Source organism: Ethanoligenens sp. (genome assembly GCF_047718355.1).
Taxonomy (GTDB): domain Bacteria; phylum Bacillota; class Clostridia; order Oscillospirales; family Ethanoligenentaceae; genus Ethanoligenens.
The window spans coordinates 1-17,430 of the sequence record NZ_JBDNLG010000050.1; the positions used below are offsets into that span (position 1 = coordinate 1).

Annotated in this window: 14 protein-coding genes and 1 riboswitch; of the genes, 4 read left to right on the top strand and 10 right to left on the bottom strand. The window is 50.1% G+C overall.

Going from position 1 to position 17,430, the window contains the following annotated elements; genetic code table 11:
* From ABF463_RS08745 to ABF463_RS08765, 5 genes are all read right to left on the bottom strand, one after another.
* Positions 1 to 821 (bottom strand): ParA family protein (locus ABF463_RS08745; protein WP_415533221.1); only part of this gene is annotated, 821 nt, incomplete at its 3' end.
* A gap of 10 nt (positions 822 to 831) precedes the next feature.
* Complete coding sequence (locus ABF463_RS08750) at positions 832 to 1,326, bottom strand: hypothetical protein (protein WP_415533222.1); 495 nt, start codon at positions 1,324 to 1,326, stop codon at positions 832 to 834.
* A 14-nt stretch (positions 1,327 to 1,340) separates the two neighbouring features.
* A complete protein-coding gene (locus ABF463_RS08755) occupies positions 1,341 to 1,556 on the bottom strand; it encodes a hypothetical protein (RefSeq protein WP_415533223.1) in 216 nt (71 codons plus the stop codon).
* A gap of 103 nt (positions 1,557 to 1,659) precedes the next feature.
* A complete protein-coding gene (locus tag ABF463_RS08760) occupies positions 1,660 to 1,926 on the bottom strand; it encodes a hypothetical protein (protein ID WP_415533224.1) in 267 nt (88 codons plus the stop codon).
* 459 nt (positions 1,927 to 2,385) lie between these two features.
* Positions 2,386 to 2,763, bottom strand: coding sequence for a hypothetical protein (locus tag ABF463_RS08765; protein ID WP_415533225.1), 378 nt, complete (start codon positions 2,761 to 2,763; stop codon positions 2,386 to 2,388).
* A gap of 236 nt (positions 2,764 to 2,999) precedes the next feature.
* Here ABF463_RS08765 and asnB point away from each other — a divergent pair, with 236 nt between their 5' ends.
* Positions 3,000 to 4,841, top strand: a complete 1,842-nt coding sequence (gene asnB, locus ABF463_RS08770; RefSeq protein ID WP_415533226.1) for an asparagine synthase (glutamine-hydrolyzing) — start codon at positions 3,000 to 3,002, stop codon at positions 4,839 to 4,841.
* Positions 4,842 to 4,930: 89 nt separating this feature from the next.
* Here asnB and ABF463_RS08775 read toward each other — a convergent pair whose 3' ends face one another.
* From ABF463_RS08775 to ABF463_RS08785, 3 genes are all read right to left on the bottom strand, one after another.
* A complete protein-coding gene (locus ABF463_RS08775; protein ID WP_415533227.1) occupies positions 4,931 to 6,529 on the bottom strand; it encodes a hypothetical protein in 1,599 nt (532 codons plus the stop codon).
* A complete protein-coding gene (locus ABF463_RS08780; protein ID WP_415533228.1) occupies positions 6,522 to 7,232 on the bottom strand; it encodes an ATP-binding cassette domain-containing protein in 711 nt (236 codons plus the stop codon). Before ABF463_RS08780 ends, ABF463_RS08775 begins: the two co-directional genes overlap by 8 nt.
* Before the next feature lie 143 nt (positions 7,233 to 7,375).
* A complete protein-coding gene (locus tag ABF463_RS08785) occupies positions 7,376 to 8,929 on the bottom strand; it encodes an ABC-F family ATP-binding cassette domain-containing protein (protein WP_415533229.1) in 1,554 nt (517 codons plus the stop codon).
* Positions 8,930 to 9,482: 553 nt separating this feature from the next.
* Positions 9,483 to 9,581, top strand: a riboswitch (TPP riboswitch).
* Positions 9,582 to 9,660: 79 nt separating this feature from the next.
* Between ABF463_RS08785 and thiC the strand changes: the two genes are divergently transcribed.
* The gene (gene thiC, locus ABF463_RS08790) at positions 9,661 to 10,959 is read left to right on the top strand and encodes a phosphomethylpyrimidine synthase ThiC (protein ID WP_415533230.1); all 1,299 of its coding nucleotides are present in this window, start codon (positions 9,661 to 9,663) and stop codon (positions 10,957 to 10,959) included.
* Between the two features lie 204 nt (positions 10,960 to 11,163).
* Here the strand turns inward: thiC and ABF463_RS08795 are convergent, their stop codons facing one another.
* Complete coding sequence (locus ABF463_RS08795; protein WP_415533232.1) at positions 11,164 to 13,818, bottom strand: cation-translocating P-type ATPase; 2,655 nt, start codon at positions 13,816 to 13,818, stop codon at positions 11,164 to 11,166.
* A 506-nt stretch (positions 13,819 to 14,324) separates the two neighbouring features.
* Between ABF463_RS08795 and ABF463_RS08800 the strand changes: the two genes are divergently transcribed.
* Positions 14,325 to 15,560 carry a magnesium transporter gene (locus ABF463_RS08800; protein WP_415533233.1) on the top strand — a complete coding sequence of 412 codons (1,236 nt, stop codon included), beginning with the start codon at positions 14,325 to 14,327 and terminating at the stop codon, positions 15,558 to 15,560.
* Between the two features lie 32 nt (positions 15,561 to 15,592).
* A complete protein-coding gene (locus ABF463_RS08805; RefSeq protein WP_415533234.1) occupies positions 15,593 to 16,855 on the top strand; it encodes an Nramp family divalent metal transporter in 1,263 nt (420 codons plus the stop codon).
* 207 nt (positions 16,856 to 17,062) lie between these two features.
* Here the strand turns inward: ABF463_RS08805 and ABF463_RS08810 are convergent.
* Positions 17,063 to 17,430 (bottom strand): ATP-binding cassette domain-containing protein (locus ABF463_RS08810; RefSeq protein ID WP_415533235.1); only part of this gene is annotated, 368 nt, incomplete at its 5' end.

Consider the following 17,430-nt stretch of genomic DNA (forward strand, 5'->3'; position numbering starts at 1 on the left):
CTTGCAGGCGGCCGCACCGCTCGGTGTTGATCTCTTCCCTGCTCCAGCACTTCGCGGGTCAGCCCCTTGTATGCGGTGGCTACTTTTCCATCCGGGTCATGCTGGTAAATGCTGCGGCCTTTAGCGGGAGATTCGGCGGCGCGGACGGAATACGGAATGCTGGACTCGAAAACGGGAATGATGGTGCCATATGCGGTGCTTATTTTTTCCTGAATCTCGCGGTTGAACACCGTCCGGCTGTTGACCATTGTGAACAGGATGCCGTCTACCTGTAAGCGGGGATTGAGGTATTCGCGCGTCTGCGCAATGCTTTTGAGCAGTTGTTGCAGTCCGCGCGTGGAAAGGAAATCCGCCTGTACGGGTATAATCACGCTGTCCGCCGCCGTCAAGGCGTTGATGGTCATCATCCCAAGGGACGGTTGGCAATCAACGATCACAAAATCGTAGTACGGACGGGCCTGCTCAATGAGTTTGCTCAATATGCGCTCGCGCCCCATTGGTAGACCGACCAAAGACAATTCGGTGTTAGCGAGGTCAATGCTGGCTGGTATGAGGTCAACACCCTCGCTGTGATGGAGCAAACCGTTTCGGAAATCCACCGGTTGGCCACGAATAATCTTTTCCATCATGCTGGCCAATGTCACGTCGAAGTCATCTCTTCCTGTGTAACCAAGGCTGGCGGACAGGCTGCCCTGCGCATCGCCGTCAATCAGCAGAACTTTTTTCCCATTCTGTGCAAGGCCAATGCCCAGGCTCTCCGCCGTGGTGGTCTTTCCAACGCCGCCCTTTTGATTCGCAAGAATTTTTACATTTGCGTTCATACTTATTCCCTCACATTTTCGTCACGTTGCGAGCGCCTGTTTGCAGGCAGTCAATGATGGCATCAAACGGAAAGCCTTCTTTTAACAGGTAGTAAACCAGAACAACCAGAAGATGGGACCAGCTATCCGGGTCTCCAACAGTTTTTACGGAAACTCCCGGGACGGAGCTGTGATATTCGATTTCCGCAAGAATAGAGACCGGGGCTGTATGGCTGAACCCCCATTTCATCTCCTGCTTAAACAGGTTTTCGTCTTTGCCCTGTTGGGCAGACAGCATAAGAGCAAATGGGGACATATCCTTTTCTACAAGGGCGGTGGCAATAGATTTCAGACAAACCGACAAAGCGGAATCTACCCCGAAAGTACGAACTACTACGCCAGTTTCCGGAACAACCACGGCGAAAATGCGGGACGCGCGACATTCGGCATCTTCTGCTCCATTAATAGACGGACGGTTCTCAGCCACAAGTCCACGCGCAATGCAGTACGGGTTAAACGGATTCATATGGGTCTCTCCTTTCACGCGACGGCGGCCAAGCCTGCTTGAACAGCTGCTAAAATAAATTCACGGTTGGTGCCCTGCCGCAAAAGTGCGTCTACAAGGTGTGCCAACAGCGAGGCGTTCAAAACCGCGTCTTTGGTTGCGTAAACGGTGACTTTCCCATTTTTACTTGTGGCGCTGATCGCGCCCGACTGCTCCATACGCTTGCTCAGATTCTGTTCAGCTGTATTCATGTTACAGTTCTCCTTTAGGCAAAAATAAAGAACGCCAAATAACAGGCGCTCATTAGAATGGCTGCGGCAGCGATAATGCAATGTGCCGCAATGCGATATTTTTTCAGCTTGTTTCTCTGTTTTTTGCTTCTACCCAGGCGGCAATACCCCGACACACGCGGGAGACGTTGGTTGGGGTATCAGAAAAATTGTTCAGCAGACAAGCGATTGTCATCCCGGCAAGTTCCGGGGCACAGTCGGCAACACAGTGAAATCCATCTGCATCCGCCGTTGCGTTAACAGAATTCCTTTGATAGGGCGGCGATGGCCGGTCAAGCGAGAATTCAAATTCGTTCCATAGTTTAGGGATTGTTTTCAACTTTTTTTTCATGTTTTCCTCCGGTTTTTTGATTGGTCACACTTTCTGGATGTTTTGATGCCAGACGCTTATTGTGTTATCAGAAACAGAAAGATAATCAGGCACACATAGAAGTCCGTGTACACCTCCGATACAATGGAATGCCTTTTCTTGACGCAGCGGAAAATTCCAAGACCTATCCAGAAGATCAAGACGCAAATCCATATAATTTTTGCAGCCATTCAGTTTCTCCCTATTCAACATGCACTCTAACGATTTTATACGAATCGCTGCTTTTATCATGAATCATCAATGTTGTATTACCGGCTGCCACCGCCAATACAATATATTTGTTACCATGCGTCAGAACTTTCAAGACATTGTTGTTTTCCGATTCCAAATCAATTCTGTATCTCCAGTTCTTTTTTCAGGCATAAAAAAAGCCCACCGTTTTAGGCGGGATCACAAGCATATTGGTCCGATATGGAAGATTCAATTGACGGATTTTTCGATTCGATAGTCCTCCATGATATCCTCGTAGTCCAACAAAAAGGATTTTACGAAATAGGCAAGCGCTTCGTGATTCTTGGATATTGCAGCAAGAGTCATTTGAAGCCCCATGCTTCCATATAATTCATCAATAGAATCATACAATTCCTGATACTGCCCGGAATAGAACAGACCCGAAAAAGTATCGTGTATTTTCTGAACCATTTCCATGTCTTTGGTATCAGTCTCACACAATGATCGGACAATCGGTAATGCAATCGCTCCAGAAATCAAATTGATTCTATTGTAATTGATTTGACCATCCGGCAAAATGATGTCGTCAGTGATAAGCGTGATAAGCTTTTGATTGTTGTCATTCATTGAGTTACCTCCTGTAGCAGTTGGCGCTTCCTTCATTTTATTGTAACACAAGGCGCTTTTACTTTCATCATTGTACCCGCAAATCCTTCTTTGGTGACATTTTGATGACACAAGTTATGAGAACTTATAAGAACTTATAAGAAGATATGGGAAGTTGATTCTAATAGCCTATAGAACAATGGTCGTTTTCACACCTTTTTCCTCCTCAGCATAGGCTAAAAGGGAAGGTGATGGATATGTGCGGTATAGCCGGCTGGGTAAATTTTACTGATAATATTGAAGAAAATCAGCAGATCATCCTACATATGACCGATACACTTAAGGAACGCGGTCCGGATGCTGAGGGACATTATTTTAGCCCACATGTGTTGTTTGGACACCGAAGACTTATTGTTGTAGATGCAGAGGGCGGCAAACAGCCCATGCACAAAACCGTAAACGGCAAACATTATGTGTTGATTTATAACGGCGAGCTATACAATACCGAAGACCTGCGGCGTGAATTGATCGCGTGCGGCTTTTCATTTGACGCATACTCCGACACGGAGGTTCTGCTTGCCGCATACATTCGTTGGGGTGCGGATTGCCTGCAAAAACTCAATGGCATTTTTGCGTTTGCGGTCTGGGATGAAATGGCGCAGACCGTATTCCTCGCACGCGACCCGTTGGGTGTCAAGCCTCTATTTTATGCGTGGCGCGGAAATTCGCTGATATTTGGTTCGGAGATCAAGACTTTATTTGCACATCCCGCGATTCAACCCGTCGTGGACCGTGATGGCTTGACCGAGCTGTTTGCATTAGGGCCGGCTACTGCACCGGGAAGCGGTGTTTTTAAAGGCATACATGAAGTGCCTCCCGCATATTTCCTAAAAGTAACGCCCGACACCTCGCTTCTACGCGAATACTGGAAGCCGACGGCAGAAGAAAACCACGAAACGGAAGCAGAAGCCGTCGAACATCTGCGTTCTTTATTCACAGACGCGGTGGAACGCCAACTGGTGGGAGATGTGCCTCTCTGCACATTTCTGTCCGGCGGGCTGGATTCCTCCGGTATCACTGCTGTGGCGGCACGCGCCTTTGCAAGCCACGGCAAAACACTGGAAACTTACTCCATAGATTACACAGACAATGACAAATACTTTAAAGCAAGCCTATTCCAGCCTACACCAGATCAGGTCTGGGCAGAAAAAATGTCGAAATTCTCCAAGACGCATCACCACACATACATTGAGCGCCATGCCGCGTTGGCTGACGCACTGGAGAACGCCGTCGTCGCGCGCGATCTGCCCGGCATGGCAGATATCGATTCTTCTTTATATTTATTTTGCGGAGAAATTCGCAAAAACTATGTCATTGCACTCTCAGGTGAATGTGCCGATGAACTGTTTGGCGGATATCCATGGTATATGCACGACGATATGATCTACGCCGATACATTCCCATGGTCGCGCTTTGTGGGAGACCGGTGCGCTATTCTCTCCCCTGCCCTGCAAACGCTGGACATTGAAGGCTGTGTCCGGCATCAGTATCTGGACACACTTCGGCAAGTACCGCATTTAGAAAATGAAAGCCGGCGCGATTTTCGGATGCGGGAACTCTTTTATCTGAATATCAAATGGTTCATGGTCAACTTGCTGAACCGCAAGGACCGCATGAGTATGTCTAATTCTTTGGAAGTACGTGTACCATTTGCGGATTATCGGCTGGTACAGTACGCATTCAATCTGCCGTCCGCTCTTAAATTTGCCGGAGGGCGCGAAAAAGGACTGCTGCGCCTTGCAATGTCCGATATTTTGCCAAAAGAAATCGTAGAACGCAAAAAAAGCCCCTATCCGAAAACACACAACCCGGTCTATACCGACATCGTCTGCCAACGGATGGATGCAATTTTAAAAGACCCGAACGCACCTCTGCTGGAACTGATTGACCGTAAAAAGGTGCGGGAAATTGTGGATACACGCGGCACCGCTTATAAAAGTCCTTGGTTTGGGCAGTTGATGACCGGCCCGCAGCTGCTGGCATACCTGCTGCAAGTCAACTTTTGGCTTAAACAATACAATATCCAGTTGGAACTCTGAGTTTTAAAAAACTTTTAATCCAATATGCCGGATGGGCCGTTTTCCGTTTGCACGGTAAACAGCCCATCTTTTTTTGCAACTGTTCTCTGCTACTTCAACCGAAACCTCTTCGGCGCCAACCGCCAAACCAACAGCAACGCCACAAGGCTGTAAGCGATTGTAGCTGACAACACAATTACAGAAAAATAGGTGGGTAGGCTATGCAGCTGGGTGCTGAGGTAGCAAAGCTCATAAATGACAAAATTAATGGCGAAAAAAAATGGATTTTTCATATCCAGTTCAGCGGAATACGGCTGAAATACGTAGTATAAAAACAAATGGTGTACGGAAAAAAAGACGGACAGACATAAAACACACAGTATAAACGCGATAATCTGTCCGGCGGGCCAAGTCACACCGCATAAATGCAGCAGTACGACCCCCGCTGCCGCCGCTGCAACCGCAATGAGCAGATTAAGCCGGATGATTTCCAGCAGGCGTACCCGAAAATTATGCAGAAGCACTTCTTTGCGGCGGTAAAACGGATAGCGGAGCAGGCTGACATCACAATTATAAAACATCGCTTTGGTCACCCGCGCGCCAATCGAGAGGACATACATCAGCAGCACAAATAACGGGAAAATACGATAGCTGTTTCCCTTGACAAATACGGAAAAACCAGGAGCCATTTTTACCATAACCGCCAACACCAGAAACCCCGCTGCAACGCCAAATAACCGCTTCTGCACCGGCTGCCAAAGCAGTCGCTGGTGCCGGGCAAAAAACAGGGCGTTCAGATAATCGTATCCCTTTTTGTTTTGATACTGCTTGGTCTGCCGAAGGCTTTGCGAAAAATCCTTTTCCCGCATTTGCACATCTTTAAATCTAGCGCTTTTATCCATGGTCTTTGTCAAACGATCAGGATTGATTGCCTGCCGTGCCATGGCTGGAAACAGTGGATACCGCAGAATATATGCTATTACGGCGCCTCCACAGAATGCAACTGCTAAAAGCACCTGCCATTGGAATAACCATGGGGCTAAACGGAGCGGGTGATGAAAAAACACCGGCAGAAAACCGGCGACGCCCCCCGCTCCCAGGATACAAGTGCAAATAACATTGGGTATGAACCGCCCACGCAGCTGGAAATGCAACATATGTATGGCCTCGCCCAGCAAACGCATGATAAACAGCAATGCCAAAAGCCAAAAACCCTGCCAGAGTGCACCGCCAAACAGAATGCAAAACAAAAACACTCCCGGAGCGGCATAAAGCAGACGAAGAACTCCATCCCCCAGCAATATAGTCGTCAGATACATACGCGCGTCCATACGCATTAACCGGATGGATACGAATGCTTGTTTGGTGTTACGCTGCGCGGCAGATAGATAGAGAGGACCGGTCAACAGATTGAACACGGCAAACAGATACAGATAATTTTCAAATCGCAATGCGCCGTATGGACGCATGGAAAAAAGCACCGTCGGCAGCCCAATCAGTACCCCCACAAAAAAAAGAGATTTCAAAACCTGCAAAAAGACATTTACAATGGCGGCTGCCACGGACAGGCTCTTTTTCAACCCAAAATTTCCATAGGAGCGCTCTGGAATCAGCTTTCCCACCAATGGCAGACGGCGAAAAAAATACAACACGCCGTTCACGGTAGATGATACGGATATTTGAAAAAGCAAAAATAAGGTTTTAAACATCTTTTTCATCCTTCAGCATATCCAAAATTTTCGCTTCAAATGTGTTGCTGTGCAAGGTGGCCTCATCGATTGACGATAGGCTTCCCTCGTGCAGCACCACCACTTCATCGCAGAGGTCGGTCGCCAGCTGTAGAATATGGGTCGAAAAAATCAGAATATGTTTGCTGCGGATGGCGCGCAGCAACTTTTTGATTTCCAGTGCGACTACTACATCGAACGATGTGAGCGGTTCGTCCAGCAAAATTACCGGTGGCCGTGCGATGAGGAATAACAGCATTTGCAGTTTGTTCTTCATCCCGTGGGAATACTCTTTAATGAGCCGGTTCCTATCCTCCCGCTCAATCTTGATCAGATCGAAATAATCATCGATCGTGTTGGTGGTTTTTATGTGTGCCGCCTGTATCTCCATATAAAACTTCAAGAACTCATAGCCAGTAAGAAATTCCGGGAGAATCGGTGTTGCAAACACATACCCGATATCTTCCGGTGTCAGCGGGCGGCGCTGCCCATCCTGCTCAAGCATTACCGTACCGCCGTCCGGCGCGAGGTCGCCCGAAAGGCAGTTAAACAATGTAGTTTTACCCGCGCCGTTTCGACCGAGCAGACCATAGATTTTGCCTTGCTCAAAGGTGAAATCCACCTTTTTTAGCACCTGCTTTTCACCAAACGCTTTTTTCATTTCTTGAATGACCAGTCTGTTCATGCCATCTCCTCCGTTTGTCTGCCCTTTTTGAATAATTGTGTGGCTGTAATAATACAATATTACATATAGCAACTGTTTTTGTCAATCGCTTTTATAAAAAAACCGGCGTGCGAAAAATCCGCACACCGGTCAAAATATTGCCTTTAATCGAAAAGCGCTTCCATATCCAGTCGTTTCTGCACAATATCCTTGCAGAAATCAGAGCTGTGGGATACGAACACCACCGCACCTTCAAACGCGGCGATCGCCTCTTCCAACTGCGCGATGGCTTTCACATCCAGATGGTTGGTGGGCTCATCCAGCACCAGCAGGTTGCAGGGACGCAGCACCAGTTTGCAAATTTTTACTTTTGCTTGCTCCCCGCCGCTCAAACTCGATAGGCTTTGCAGCACATGTTCGGCACGCAAGCCGCATTGCGCCAGCTTGGCGCGGATTTCTTTGTCACGCAAGGTCGGAAATGCGTCTTTCACTTCAGCCAAGGCGGTTCGCTCGGGCTGTTCCCAATGATGTTCCTGCTCATAATATCCGATAACCGTGTCTTCATCCAACCGCAGTACACCACCCAGTTTCGGGATTAGCCCACACACGGTTTTCAAAAAAGTCGATTTGCCGATCCCGTTGAACCCACTGATGCACACCTTTTCGCCCGCTCGGATCTGCAAGTCTATTTTGGGCAGCAGCTGTTCGTGGTAGCCGACTTCCAACCCACGAATCTTGACCAGCACTTTGGGAGACACTTTGCGGTATTGAAACTGGAAGGTTGGTTCAGGGTCGTTCTGGGGTTTCTCCAGCCTGTCCATTTTTTGCAGTTGCTTGCGACGGCTTTGTGCCATCGCCGTAGTAGACGCACGTGCCAGATTGCGGCTCACATAATCCTCCAGCTTCGCAATTTCTTTTTGCTGGCGGTGATAATTGCGCGCATATTCTTCCGCACGCTGCTCTTTTTGACGCACAAAACTCTCGTATGTGCCGTTATATCGCGTAACAGCGTAGTTCTGGATATCACAGATGCAGTTGACAACCCGGTTGAGAAACGTAAAATCATGTGAAACCAGGATAAACGACCCTTTAAATGCAGCCAGATATTTTGCCAGCCACTCGATATGCGCATGGTCAAGGAAGTTGGTAGGTTCGTCGAGCAGCAGCACATCCGGCGTTTGCAGCAAAAGTTTGGCCAGCATAACTTTGGCGCGCTGTCCCCCGCTCAGTTTGCTGACCGGCGTATCCAAGCCAAACGCTTTGATGCCCAGCCCCGCCGCCACTTTTTCCACATCGCTGTCAATGGCATAAAAATTGCCGCTGTCCAATATATCCTGCGCGTCGCCCATCTGCTGCAAAAGTTCCTGCAATTTTACGTCGTCCTTGCACGAAACGATCATTCCGTTCAATCGCTCGATTTCAGCCGCGGCGTCATATAAATACTGAAATGCCGTTTTTAAATATGCTCCTACCGAATCGGCATCCTTGATCTGTGCCTGTTGATCAAGATAACCGACCCGTATCTTGGGGTTCCAAAAAATGCGCCCATCATCCGGAATAGTGATACCCGCCAGCATGGTGAGCAGTGTACTCTTCCCCGCGCCGTTGTAGCCGGTCAGGCCCATTTTGTCTCCGCGAAACAAAGACAGCCCCGTATCTCTAAAAACGACCTTATCCCCAAATGTATGGGAAAGATTTGTAACTTCCAATAAACTCAATGTCTGTATCTCCTTTTAGCACGGCTGGAACGCCGCTGATCCTGTTATTTCAGTTAAAACTGCAATGGCAAGGCGTGCAATTCGGCCGTTTGCGCTGGAAACACAACAAAAAACACCGCATAGGCCAGACGACCTTTTGCGGTGCAAAAAGCCTCCATCATCGGGTATTTCCGCGGTCAAACAAGCCAAAAGGGCGCACTTACCCCTTTTTAGGCTGCTTCACTGCCAAAAATACCGAAACCGATGACAAAAGGCATTCTCCTTCATTCATGAATTGGCTGAGCAAATCACTGCCAACCAGCTTGTATTATAAAATACGGGATAACAATTGTCAAGGTGGTGCGCACGGTCGCTTGTGTATCAGTGTCGGTTTGCCAAACATGCTGGACAGTAAATTGGTAAATTCAGGGTCATTATTTGTCTGCACACACTCAACAGTGTGGTCCTACACGCGTAGAAGGACAGTCCGCCCGCCTGCCTTTACTTTTAGGCAAACGTATGCTATACTGTTTTTATTATACGCATGGGTATGCCTGTGCGTAGGACAATCACATATTGTTTGCGGGGGGACCGTTTCGGTTGAGAAGGTTAAAACCTGACCCTTTGAACCTGTTAGTTAAGACTGGCGTAGGGAAGCAAACGCAGCATTTCTGTTGCGTATCAAGCGTCTGCCTTTCGGGCAGACGCTTTTCTGATGGGTTTCCTGCGATTCTATGGAGGAGAACTGCATAATGTCATACACCACACAGATGGATGCTGCCGCTCAGGGCATCCTGACCGAACAAATGCGCGCCGTCGCCGAAAAAGAGGGAATGGACCCGCAGCTGCTGATGAAGCGTGTTGCCTCCGGACGCATCGCCATCCCGGCAAATAAGAACCATACGTCGCTGGTGCCGGAAGGCATCGGCGAGGGCATGAAAACCAAGATCAATGTCAACCTCGGCGTTTCCAAGGACTGCTGCAACATGGACGCGGAGCTGGAAAAAGTCAAGGAAGCCATCAACCTCAAGGCTGAAGCCATCATGGATCTCAGCTCCTATGGAAAAACGGGCGAGTTCCGCCGCCGCCTCATCGAGATGTCTTCCGCATCTATCGGCACTGTGCCGGTCTATGATGCCGTAGGTTTCTATGACAAAGATCTCGCGGACATCACGGCGGATGAATTCATCCGCGTCTTCGAACAGCACGCCCGGGACGGCGTGGACTTCATGACGGTACATGCGGGCATCAACCAAAGCACTGCCGCCACGTTCGCCCGCAACGGCCGCAAGCTCAACATCGTCTCGCGCGGCGGTTCGCTCATCTATGCATGGATGCAGCTGAAAAATGCGGAAAACCCCTTCTATGAGCGATTCGACGAACTGCTTGACATCTGTGAAAAATATGATGTAACACTGAGCCTCGGCGACGCCTGCCGTCCCGGCTGTATCGCGGATTCCACCGACGCCAGCCAGATTCATGAGCTGATGACCCTGGGCGAACTGACCAAACGTGCATGGGCACGCCACGTGCAGGTGATGATCGAAGGGCCGGGTCACATGCGCCTGAACGAAGTGGCCGCCAACGTGCAGTTGGAAAAACGGCTCTGCCACGGCGCGCCGTTCTACGTACTGGGCCCGCTGGTGACCGACATCGCACCCGGTTACGACCACATCACCAGCGCCATCGGAGGCGCTGTGGCAGGCATGGCAGGTGCAGATTTCCTCTGCTATGTTACGCCCGCGGAACATCTGCGGCTGCCCACTTATGACGATATGCGCGAAGGTATCTTCGCCGCGAAAATTGCCGCCCATGCCGCGGACCTTGCTAAAGGCGTGGACGACGGCAAACGGGACGATGCGATGGCAGACGCCCGCCGTGCCCTCAACTGGGAGAAAATGTTTGAACTCGCCATCGACCCCGAAAAAGCGCGCCGCTACCGCAAGGAATCTTTTCCGGAGGACAGCAGCACCTGCACCATGTGCGGGAAAATGTGCTCGGTGCGCAACATGAACAGCGTAATGGAGGGCAAAGACGTCAATATCATCTAAGCCTTGCCCACGTTGTTTTAGCGAATAAACACACAGCCTGCAAACCAAGGCTGTTGCGGTGCAGCTTTGCATACCGCGGCAGCCTTTTTTCTGTTTTTGCTTGGAAAACCTGCACACACCCGCTCATTCCGCATCGCTGCCGGCTCGAACTTTCGCCGGAATCCGGCGGTAAGTTCTGCCTGTTTGTGTATCCGCACGGACAGCTCACTGCGCGTGGACACGGGCGTGCTTGCGGCTCTTCCCACCAAACAAAATACTCGACAGCACCGGCCCGATGAGCGTGTAGCCCACCACCCGCAAGGTCGCGGCAAACCCCAATGGAGCGGTGCCAAAAACCGGACGCAGTGTGGGTACACAAATAACGACCAGCATCAATGCACCGGAAACCAGCGCGGCCGCAACCAACCAGATATTATTGAACAACGGGATATGCGGCAGCGTGAGCCGCTCGGATTTACACTCGAACACATGCACAAGCTGCACGGCAACCAGTGTCAAAAATGCCGCTGTGCGCGCCATTGTCAGATCTCCGCTCAAGCGTAAGACGCTGATAAACGCACCCAACGTACTCAAACCAATCAGACATCCGCGAAAAATCATCATTCCCAGTAAACCGTTTGAAAAGACACTTTCATCAATACCGCGCGGTTTCTGTTCCATCACGTCATCCTCCGGCGGCTCCAACCCGAGCGCGATGGCGGGCAGCCCGTCGGTCACCAGGTTGACCCATAAGATCTGGATGGGCTGAAGGACGATAGGCAGCCCCATCAGCATCCCGATGAACATGGTCAGGATTTCCCCGATGTTGCAGGATAGCAGATAACGGATGAATTTGCGGATATTGCTGTAAATAACCCGACCCTCCTCTACTGCCGCGACCATGGATGCAAAATTGTCATCCAGCAGTATAATGGCGGAAGCCTCTTTGGTCACATCGGTGCCGGTTTTACCCATACTCACACCAATATCTGCCTCTTTGACAGCGGGTGCGTCGTTTACGCCGTCGCCCGTCATGGCGACCACATTGCCGTTGCGCTTAAAACTGCGTACAATGCGCAGCTTATGTCCCGGCGACACCCTTGCAAACACCGATGTATGCTTTACCGCGCGCATGAGTTCCGCGTCACTCATGGCATCCAGCTCCGAACCGGTCAGCACGCCGTCCGACCCGCGCAGAATGCCCAGTTCCCGCGCAATTGCGGCGGCAGTTTTTTTGTGGTCGCCGGTAATCATCACCGGACGGATTCCCGCACGCACACATTTGCGCACCGCCGTAAACGCTTCTTTGCGCGGCGGGTCGATCATACCCGCAAGGCCCGCAAAAGTCAGACCGGTCTCCAGCATTTCCGGCGTATCCCCTATGTTCTCCGGCAGATCGCGCCACGCCATGGCCAACACCCGCAGGGCATTATCCGCCATCTCATCGTTCGCCTGCCGGATACGCGCCCGCAGCGCGTTGGTCAGCAGCTCGTCGCCCTTGCCCGTATGCACACAGCGGCATTTTTCCAGAATGACATCCGGCGCACCTTTCACAAACAATCGTTTCCGCCCATGCACACGCACCACCACCGACATACATTTGCGTTCCGAATCGAACGGCAGCTCCAACAGCGTCTCATATGTTCTGTCCACAATTTCACGGGTAATGCCCGCTTTCGCTGCCATGACAAGCAAAGCGGCTTCGGTGGGGTCGCCCACCACTTCCACCCTGCCTTTATGAAACAGTCCGTGGGAAAATCGCAGTTCTGCATTATTGCAGCTGGCGGCGATCTCCATTGTGCGGGCGACGTCTTCCCAATCCCGCACGCGCACTTTTTTTCCTTCCTGCAAAAAGTCACCCGCCGTATTAAAACCGCTGCCGGTTACCGCCAAGTCGTGCAATGGTGTAAAGACACGCCGTACCGTCATCTTGTTTTCAGTAAGCGTACCGGTTTTATCGGAGCAGATCACGCTGGCACAGCCCAGCGTTTCCACTGCCGTAAGCTTGCGGATGAGCGCATTGCGTTTGAGCATCCGCCCCACCCCCAGCGCCAGCGCAATGGTCACGATGGCGGGAAGGCCCTCCGGCACGGCGGCTACCGCCAGAGAAATGCCGATGATGACCATGTTCATGACCGGTTCGCCGCGCAGGATACCTGTGGCAGTCACCACCGCACAAATGACCAGACAAGCGATGGCGATGAATTTTCCCAGCTCTGCAAGTCGTTTTTGCAATGGGGTTTGTTCATCTTTAATATCCGAGATCATGCCGGCGATTTTGCCCATCTCTGTCTGCATTCCAGTAGCGACCACACTGGCAAATGCACGCCCCTTGGTCATCATGGTGCCCATGAACACCTTATCAGCCTTTTCCGTCCGCTTTTCGACCGGAACCGACTCGCCTGTAAGCAGTGATTCGTCTACCTGTACGCCGGCGCCTTCCACCAGCGCCGCGTCTGCCGCCACACGATCACCCGCATCCAGTTCCAACAGGTCGCCTGGCACGACATCCGCTGCGGGCACTTGTGTGCTTTCTCCGTCGCGTACCACGCGTGCCAACGGCGCCGCCATGTTTTTCAGCGCATCCAGCGTTTTTTCGGTTCGGTATTCCTGCACAAACCCCATCACCGCGTTGAGGATTACAATAAGCAAAATGGCAATGGCCTCTGTCATTTCGCCCATAAACACCGAAAGCGCAGTGGATACAAGCAGAATGATGATCAATATATCCTGAAACTGTGCAAGAAAAATACCAAGCGGCCGCACTTTTTTGCCGTGCGCAAAAACATTCGGTCCATATTTCGACAGCCGTTTTTTCGCTTCCCGTTCGCTTAAACCGCGCGCGTGCACCGCGGCGTCCGCTTTTACCCTTGAAACCATAAGCCGACAGCCCTCCCCTGCAAGAAACTTGGAACAATGCATTCTATTCAGGCAGGGAGCGCAATATACGCAGATCCTGCAACCAGAATCAAACGCCGCAGACTGCTGACAAGTCGCCTGTTGTTCCAAATAAATTTGAAAAACAAGCATCAAGTTGCCTTGACAAGTGCCGCCAAAAATCTTATGATGGAGACGGAAAAGGCGTTCTGCGCCCTTTTTTTGTGGTTAGCGTCCTCGGCATGAACCCGCACAAGCAATTTCTCACGTTTTCTTGTGTTTTTACACATAACCAAAGATTACAAGTGTCTCTTTTTCCATAGATTTCAATGCAAACAACAGGCTTCTATACCTGTAACGATATCCTGCCTGTTCTATAAAGCGCACAGCGGTTCAGCCAACGCATCTATTTTACTGCGTCCTCGGGCCTTGTGCTGAATTTTCATGTCCTTTTGCCATGCGTTACATCAGATCTGGTTAAAAATCATTTTATATGGGGAGGGATATGCATGTATCTGGCTTCTAAATTCTATTTCAGCCGTATCCTTGGCAGACCGGTTTATATTGCACGGGAAAATCGTATGGTCGGCCGAATTGCTGATTTGTATGTAGACACCAGCTTTGAACGACCAAAAATCGTGGCTCTGAAACTGCGCGGCGGCGTTACCCTGGACATTTCTTCTATTGACATTGTAAAAGACGGGCCACAGTATGCTTTTTTCTGCAACAGCCTTCGCGATAAGGATGTGACTGGCTCCGACAAAATTCTGTCGCTGGTCGAATGCATGTTGGACAAGCAGATCGTCGACCTGGACGGGCACAAGGTTGTGCGTGTCAATGACCTACGGCTGGCCGTCGTGTCCACCGGAATTTTCTTGATTGCGGTGGATGTTGGGTTGGAAGGACTGCTGCGCCGCCTTGGCGTAGCCAAACAACTCAAAGCGCTTTTGAAGCCATTCCACAAGAGTCTCTCCAGCCGTTTGATCTTGTGGGATGATGTCCAGACTGTGGAAGCTGGGCAAACGGGTCTGAAACTCGGCGCTCAGGCGAAAAAAATCGCCATGCTGCACCCGTCCGACGTGGCGGATATCATCGAGGACCTTGATAAAGACACGCAGACATCCATGTTTGCCGCGCTGGATGAAGAAAAGGCCGCCGACGTGTTGGAAGAAATGGAACCGGATGTGCAGGCTCACATGATTGACAGCTTGTCCATCACCAAAGCTGCTGATGTGCTCGAAAAGATGCCCGCTGATGAAGTAGCCGACATTTTTGATGTGTTGGACGAACGGGTGGTCGAAGAGCTGCTTACCGAAATGGATAAGGAAACCTCCGAAGAAGTCCGTGAGCTGATGGAATACCCCGAAAACACTGTTGGCAGTCTGATGTCCACCGATTTTGTTTCTGTGAACGAAGACATGACTGTAACCGATGCATTCAAATTGCTACAGGAAGAAAAGCCGGAAATGGATACCGTATTCTATCTCTATGTGGTCAGCGAAAGCGGACGGCTGACCGGAACGGTCTCCCTGCGCGATCTGGCGGTATCTGATCCTGCCACCAAGCTCGAAGATATCATGGATGAAGACTATCAAACGGTACACGACGACGATAAATTAGGCGATTTGACCGACGTAATCTCTAAATATAATTTGCCGGCTGTGGCGGTGGTAGACGATGACCGCGTGCTGTTAGGCACCGTCATCGTCAGCGATGTATTGTATCAAATGCTGCATCGCCGCTAAAGGCGCAACACGAACAGAGGGTGATAAATACCATGCGTGAACATACAACCAAGCTGCGCAAGACACCCAAACGGAATTTCAGTTTTCTCCTTCTTCTGGGCATTATCGGCCCGGGGCTGATTACCGCAAACGCCGGAAATGATGCCGGCGGTATTTTCACATATGCGTCTGTAGGTGCTTCGTACGGATACAGTATGTTGTGGGGGCTGCTGCTGATTACATTCAGTCTTGCCGTTGTATCCGAAATGAATGCGCGTATGGCTGTCGTGACTGGCAAAGGGCTCTCCGACCTAATCCGTGAACATTTTGGCGTAAAACTCACATTCTTCGCTATGATCGTTTTGCTCATCGCAAACTTTGGCGTCGTACTGGGTGATTTCGCCGGCATAGCCGCCAGTCTGGAATTATTCGGAATAAGCCGGTATATTTCCGTACCGATTTTCGCCATTATCATTTGGGCACTGGTATCCAAAGGGTCCTACAAGCATGTGGAAAAAATCTTTTTAGCGTTTACCTTTGTGTTTTTCGGATATATTATTTCTTGTTTTTTAGTAAAACCGGATTGGGTAACCGTGCTCCATTCCACCTTTACCCCTACCTTAAAAATGGATGGCGGCTTTCTCGCAATATTTATTGGCATGATTGGCACCACCATCACACCGTACATGCAATTCTATCTGCAATCTTCCATTGTGGACAAACGCATGAAAATCTCCGAGCTGAAATATGAACGTATCGACGTGTATTTCGGCTCAATCTGGGGAAATGCCATTGCATTTTTCATCATCGTCTGCACAGCGGCCACACTGTTCAAAAAGGGGATTTCCATCACATCTGCTACACAGGCGGCACAAGCGTTGGCTCCGCTTGCCGGTCAATATGCCTTTATCCTTTTTGGCGTAGGGCTATTGGGGGCATCGATTTTGGCCTGCTCCGTGATTCCGCTTTCCACATCTTATGCCATCTGTGAAGCATTTGGATTTGAAAGCGGCGTAGATAACAAACCTAAAGATGCACCCGCCTTTTACGGCATTTATACAATCATCATTGCAGTCGGCGCGGCCATCATCCTGATACCAAACCTTTCTTTGGTCAACATTACAATCATCTCTCAACAGGTTGCCGGTATTCTCTGCCCCATCATTTTGATTTTTATGGTGGTGCTGGTCAACAACAAAAAACTGATGGGCAAACATACCAATACAAAAGTACAAAATGTCCTATCCATCGCCACCGTTGCGTTTATCGTGGCACTCACATTCATCCTGTTCGTTATTATTCCTTTTATCCATTAAATCCACTGCTGCAACCTTCATACAATAACAGAATAAATGCATAGCCTCCGCTTTCCACCCAAAGATGAAAGCGGAGGCTATGCATTTATCATTTTGCCTGCAACCTTTTTCTTCTATTTTACTGAAACAGGATATGAAGCTGAAAGAAAGCAGCCAGCGATGGGCATTCATCCGTAAGAGCGCGTTGCATTATTGCAGTTTGCTTTGTCAGCCGTTACCCTGCAATGCCCAGTTCTGGCTTTCGCTTTGCAATCTTACCATGTGCCGGAACAGCCCGTCCGTTTGCAGCAGTTCTTCCGGTTTGCCGGATTGCGCCACTTGACCGCCCGACAGCACAACCACTTTGTCCGCACCCATTACGGTGCGCATCCGATGCGCGATAATCAGCACGGTTTTGTTCCGAATTAAACCCGACAATGCGTTTTGCACGGCCGTTTCGTTTTCCACATCCAGACTTGCAGTAGCCTCATCAAGCAGGATGACAGGCGCATTTTTTAATAGCGCACGGGCAATGGAAATCCGCTGCCGTTCGCCGCCTGAAAGCGTGGAACCGTTTTCGCCGATGACCGTATGGT

What these genes read in the sequence shown, in the direction of transcription:
- ABF463_RS08750 (WP_415533222.1), bottom strand. Translation starts at nt 1,326, where the DNA reads ATGAATCCGTTTAACCCGTACTGCATTGCGCGTGGACTTGTGGCTGAG.
- ABF463_RS08780 (WP_415533228.1), bottom strand. Translation starts at nt 7,232, where the DNA reads ATGAACAGACTGGTCATTCAAGAAATGAAAAAAGCGTTTGGTGAAAAG.
- ABF463_RS08795 (WP_415533232.1), bottom strand. Translation starts at nt 13,818, where the DNA reads ATGGTTTCAAGGGTAAAAGCGGACGCCGCGGTGCACGCGCGCGGTTTA.
- thiC (WP_415533230.1), top strand. Translation starts at nt 9,661, where the DNA reads ATGTCATACACCACACAGATGGATGCTGCCGCTCAGGGCATCCTGACC.
- asnB (WP_415533226.1), top strand. Translation starts at nt 3,000, where the DNA reads ATGTGCGGTATAGCCGGCTGGGTAAATTTTACTGATAATATTGAAGAA.
- ABF463_RS08800 (WP_415533233.1), top strand. Translation starts at nt 14,325, where the DNA reads ATGTATCTGGCTTCTAAATTCTATTTCAGCCGTATCCTTGGCAGACCG.
- ABF463_RS08765 (WP_415533225.1), bottom strand. Translation starts at nt 2,763, where the DNA reads ATGAATGACAACAATCAAAAGCTTATCACGCTTATCACTGACGACATC.
- ABF463_RS08805 (WP_415533234.1), top strand. Translation starts at nt 15,593, where the DNA reads ATGCGTGAACATACAACCAAGCTGCGCAAGACACCCAAACGGAATTTC.
- ABF463_RS08760 (WP_415533224.1), bottom strand. Translation starts at nt 1,926, where the DNA reads ATGAAAAAAAAGTTGAAAACAATCCCTAAACTATGGAACGAATTTGAA.
- ABF463_RS08755 (WP_415533223.1), bottom strand. Translation starts at nt 1,556, where the DNA reads ATGAATACAGCTGAACAGAATCTGAGCAAGCGTATGGAGCAGTCGGGC.
- ABF463_RS08775 (WP_415533227.1), bottom strand. Translation starts at nt 6,529, where the DNA reads ATGTTTAAAACCTTATTTTTGCTTTTTCAAATATCCGTATCATCTACC.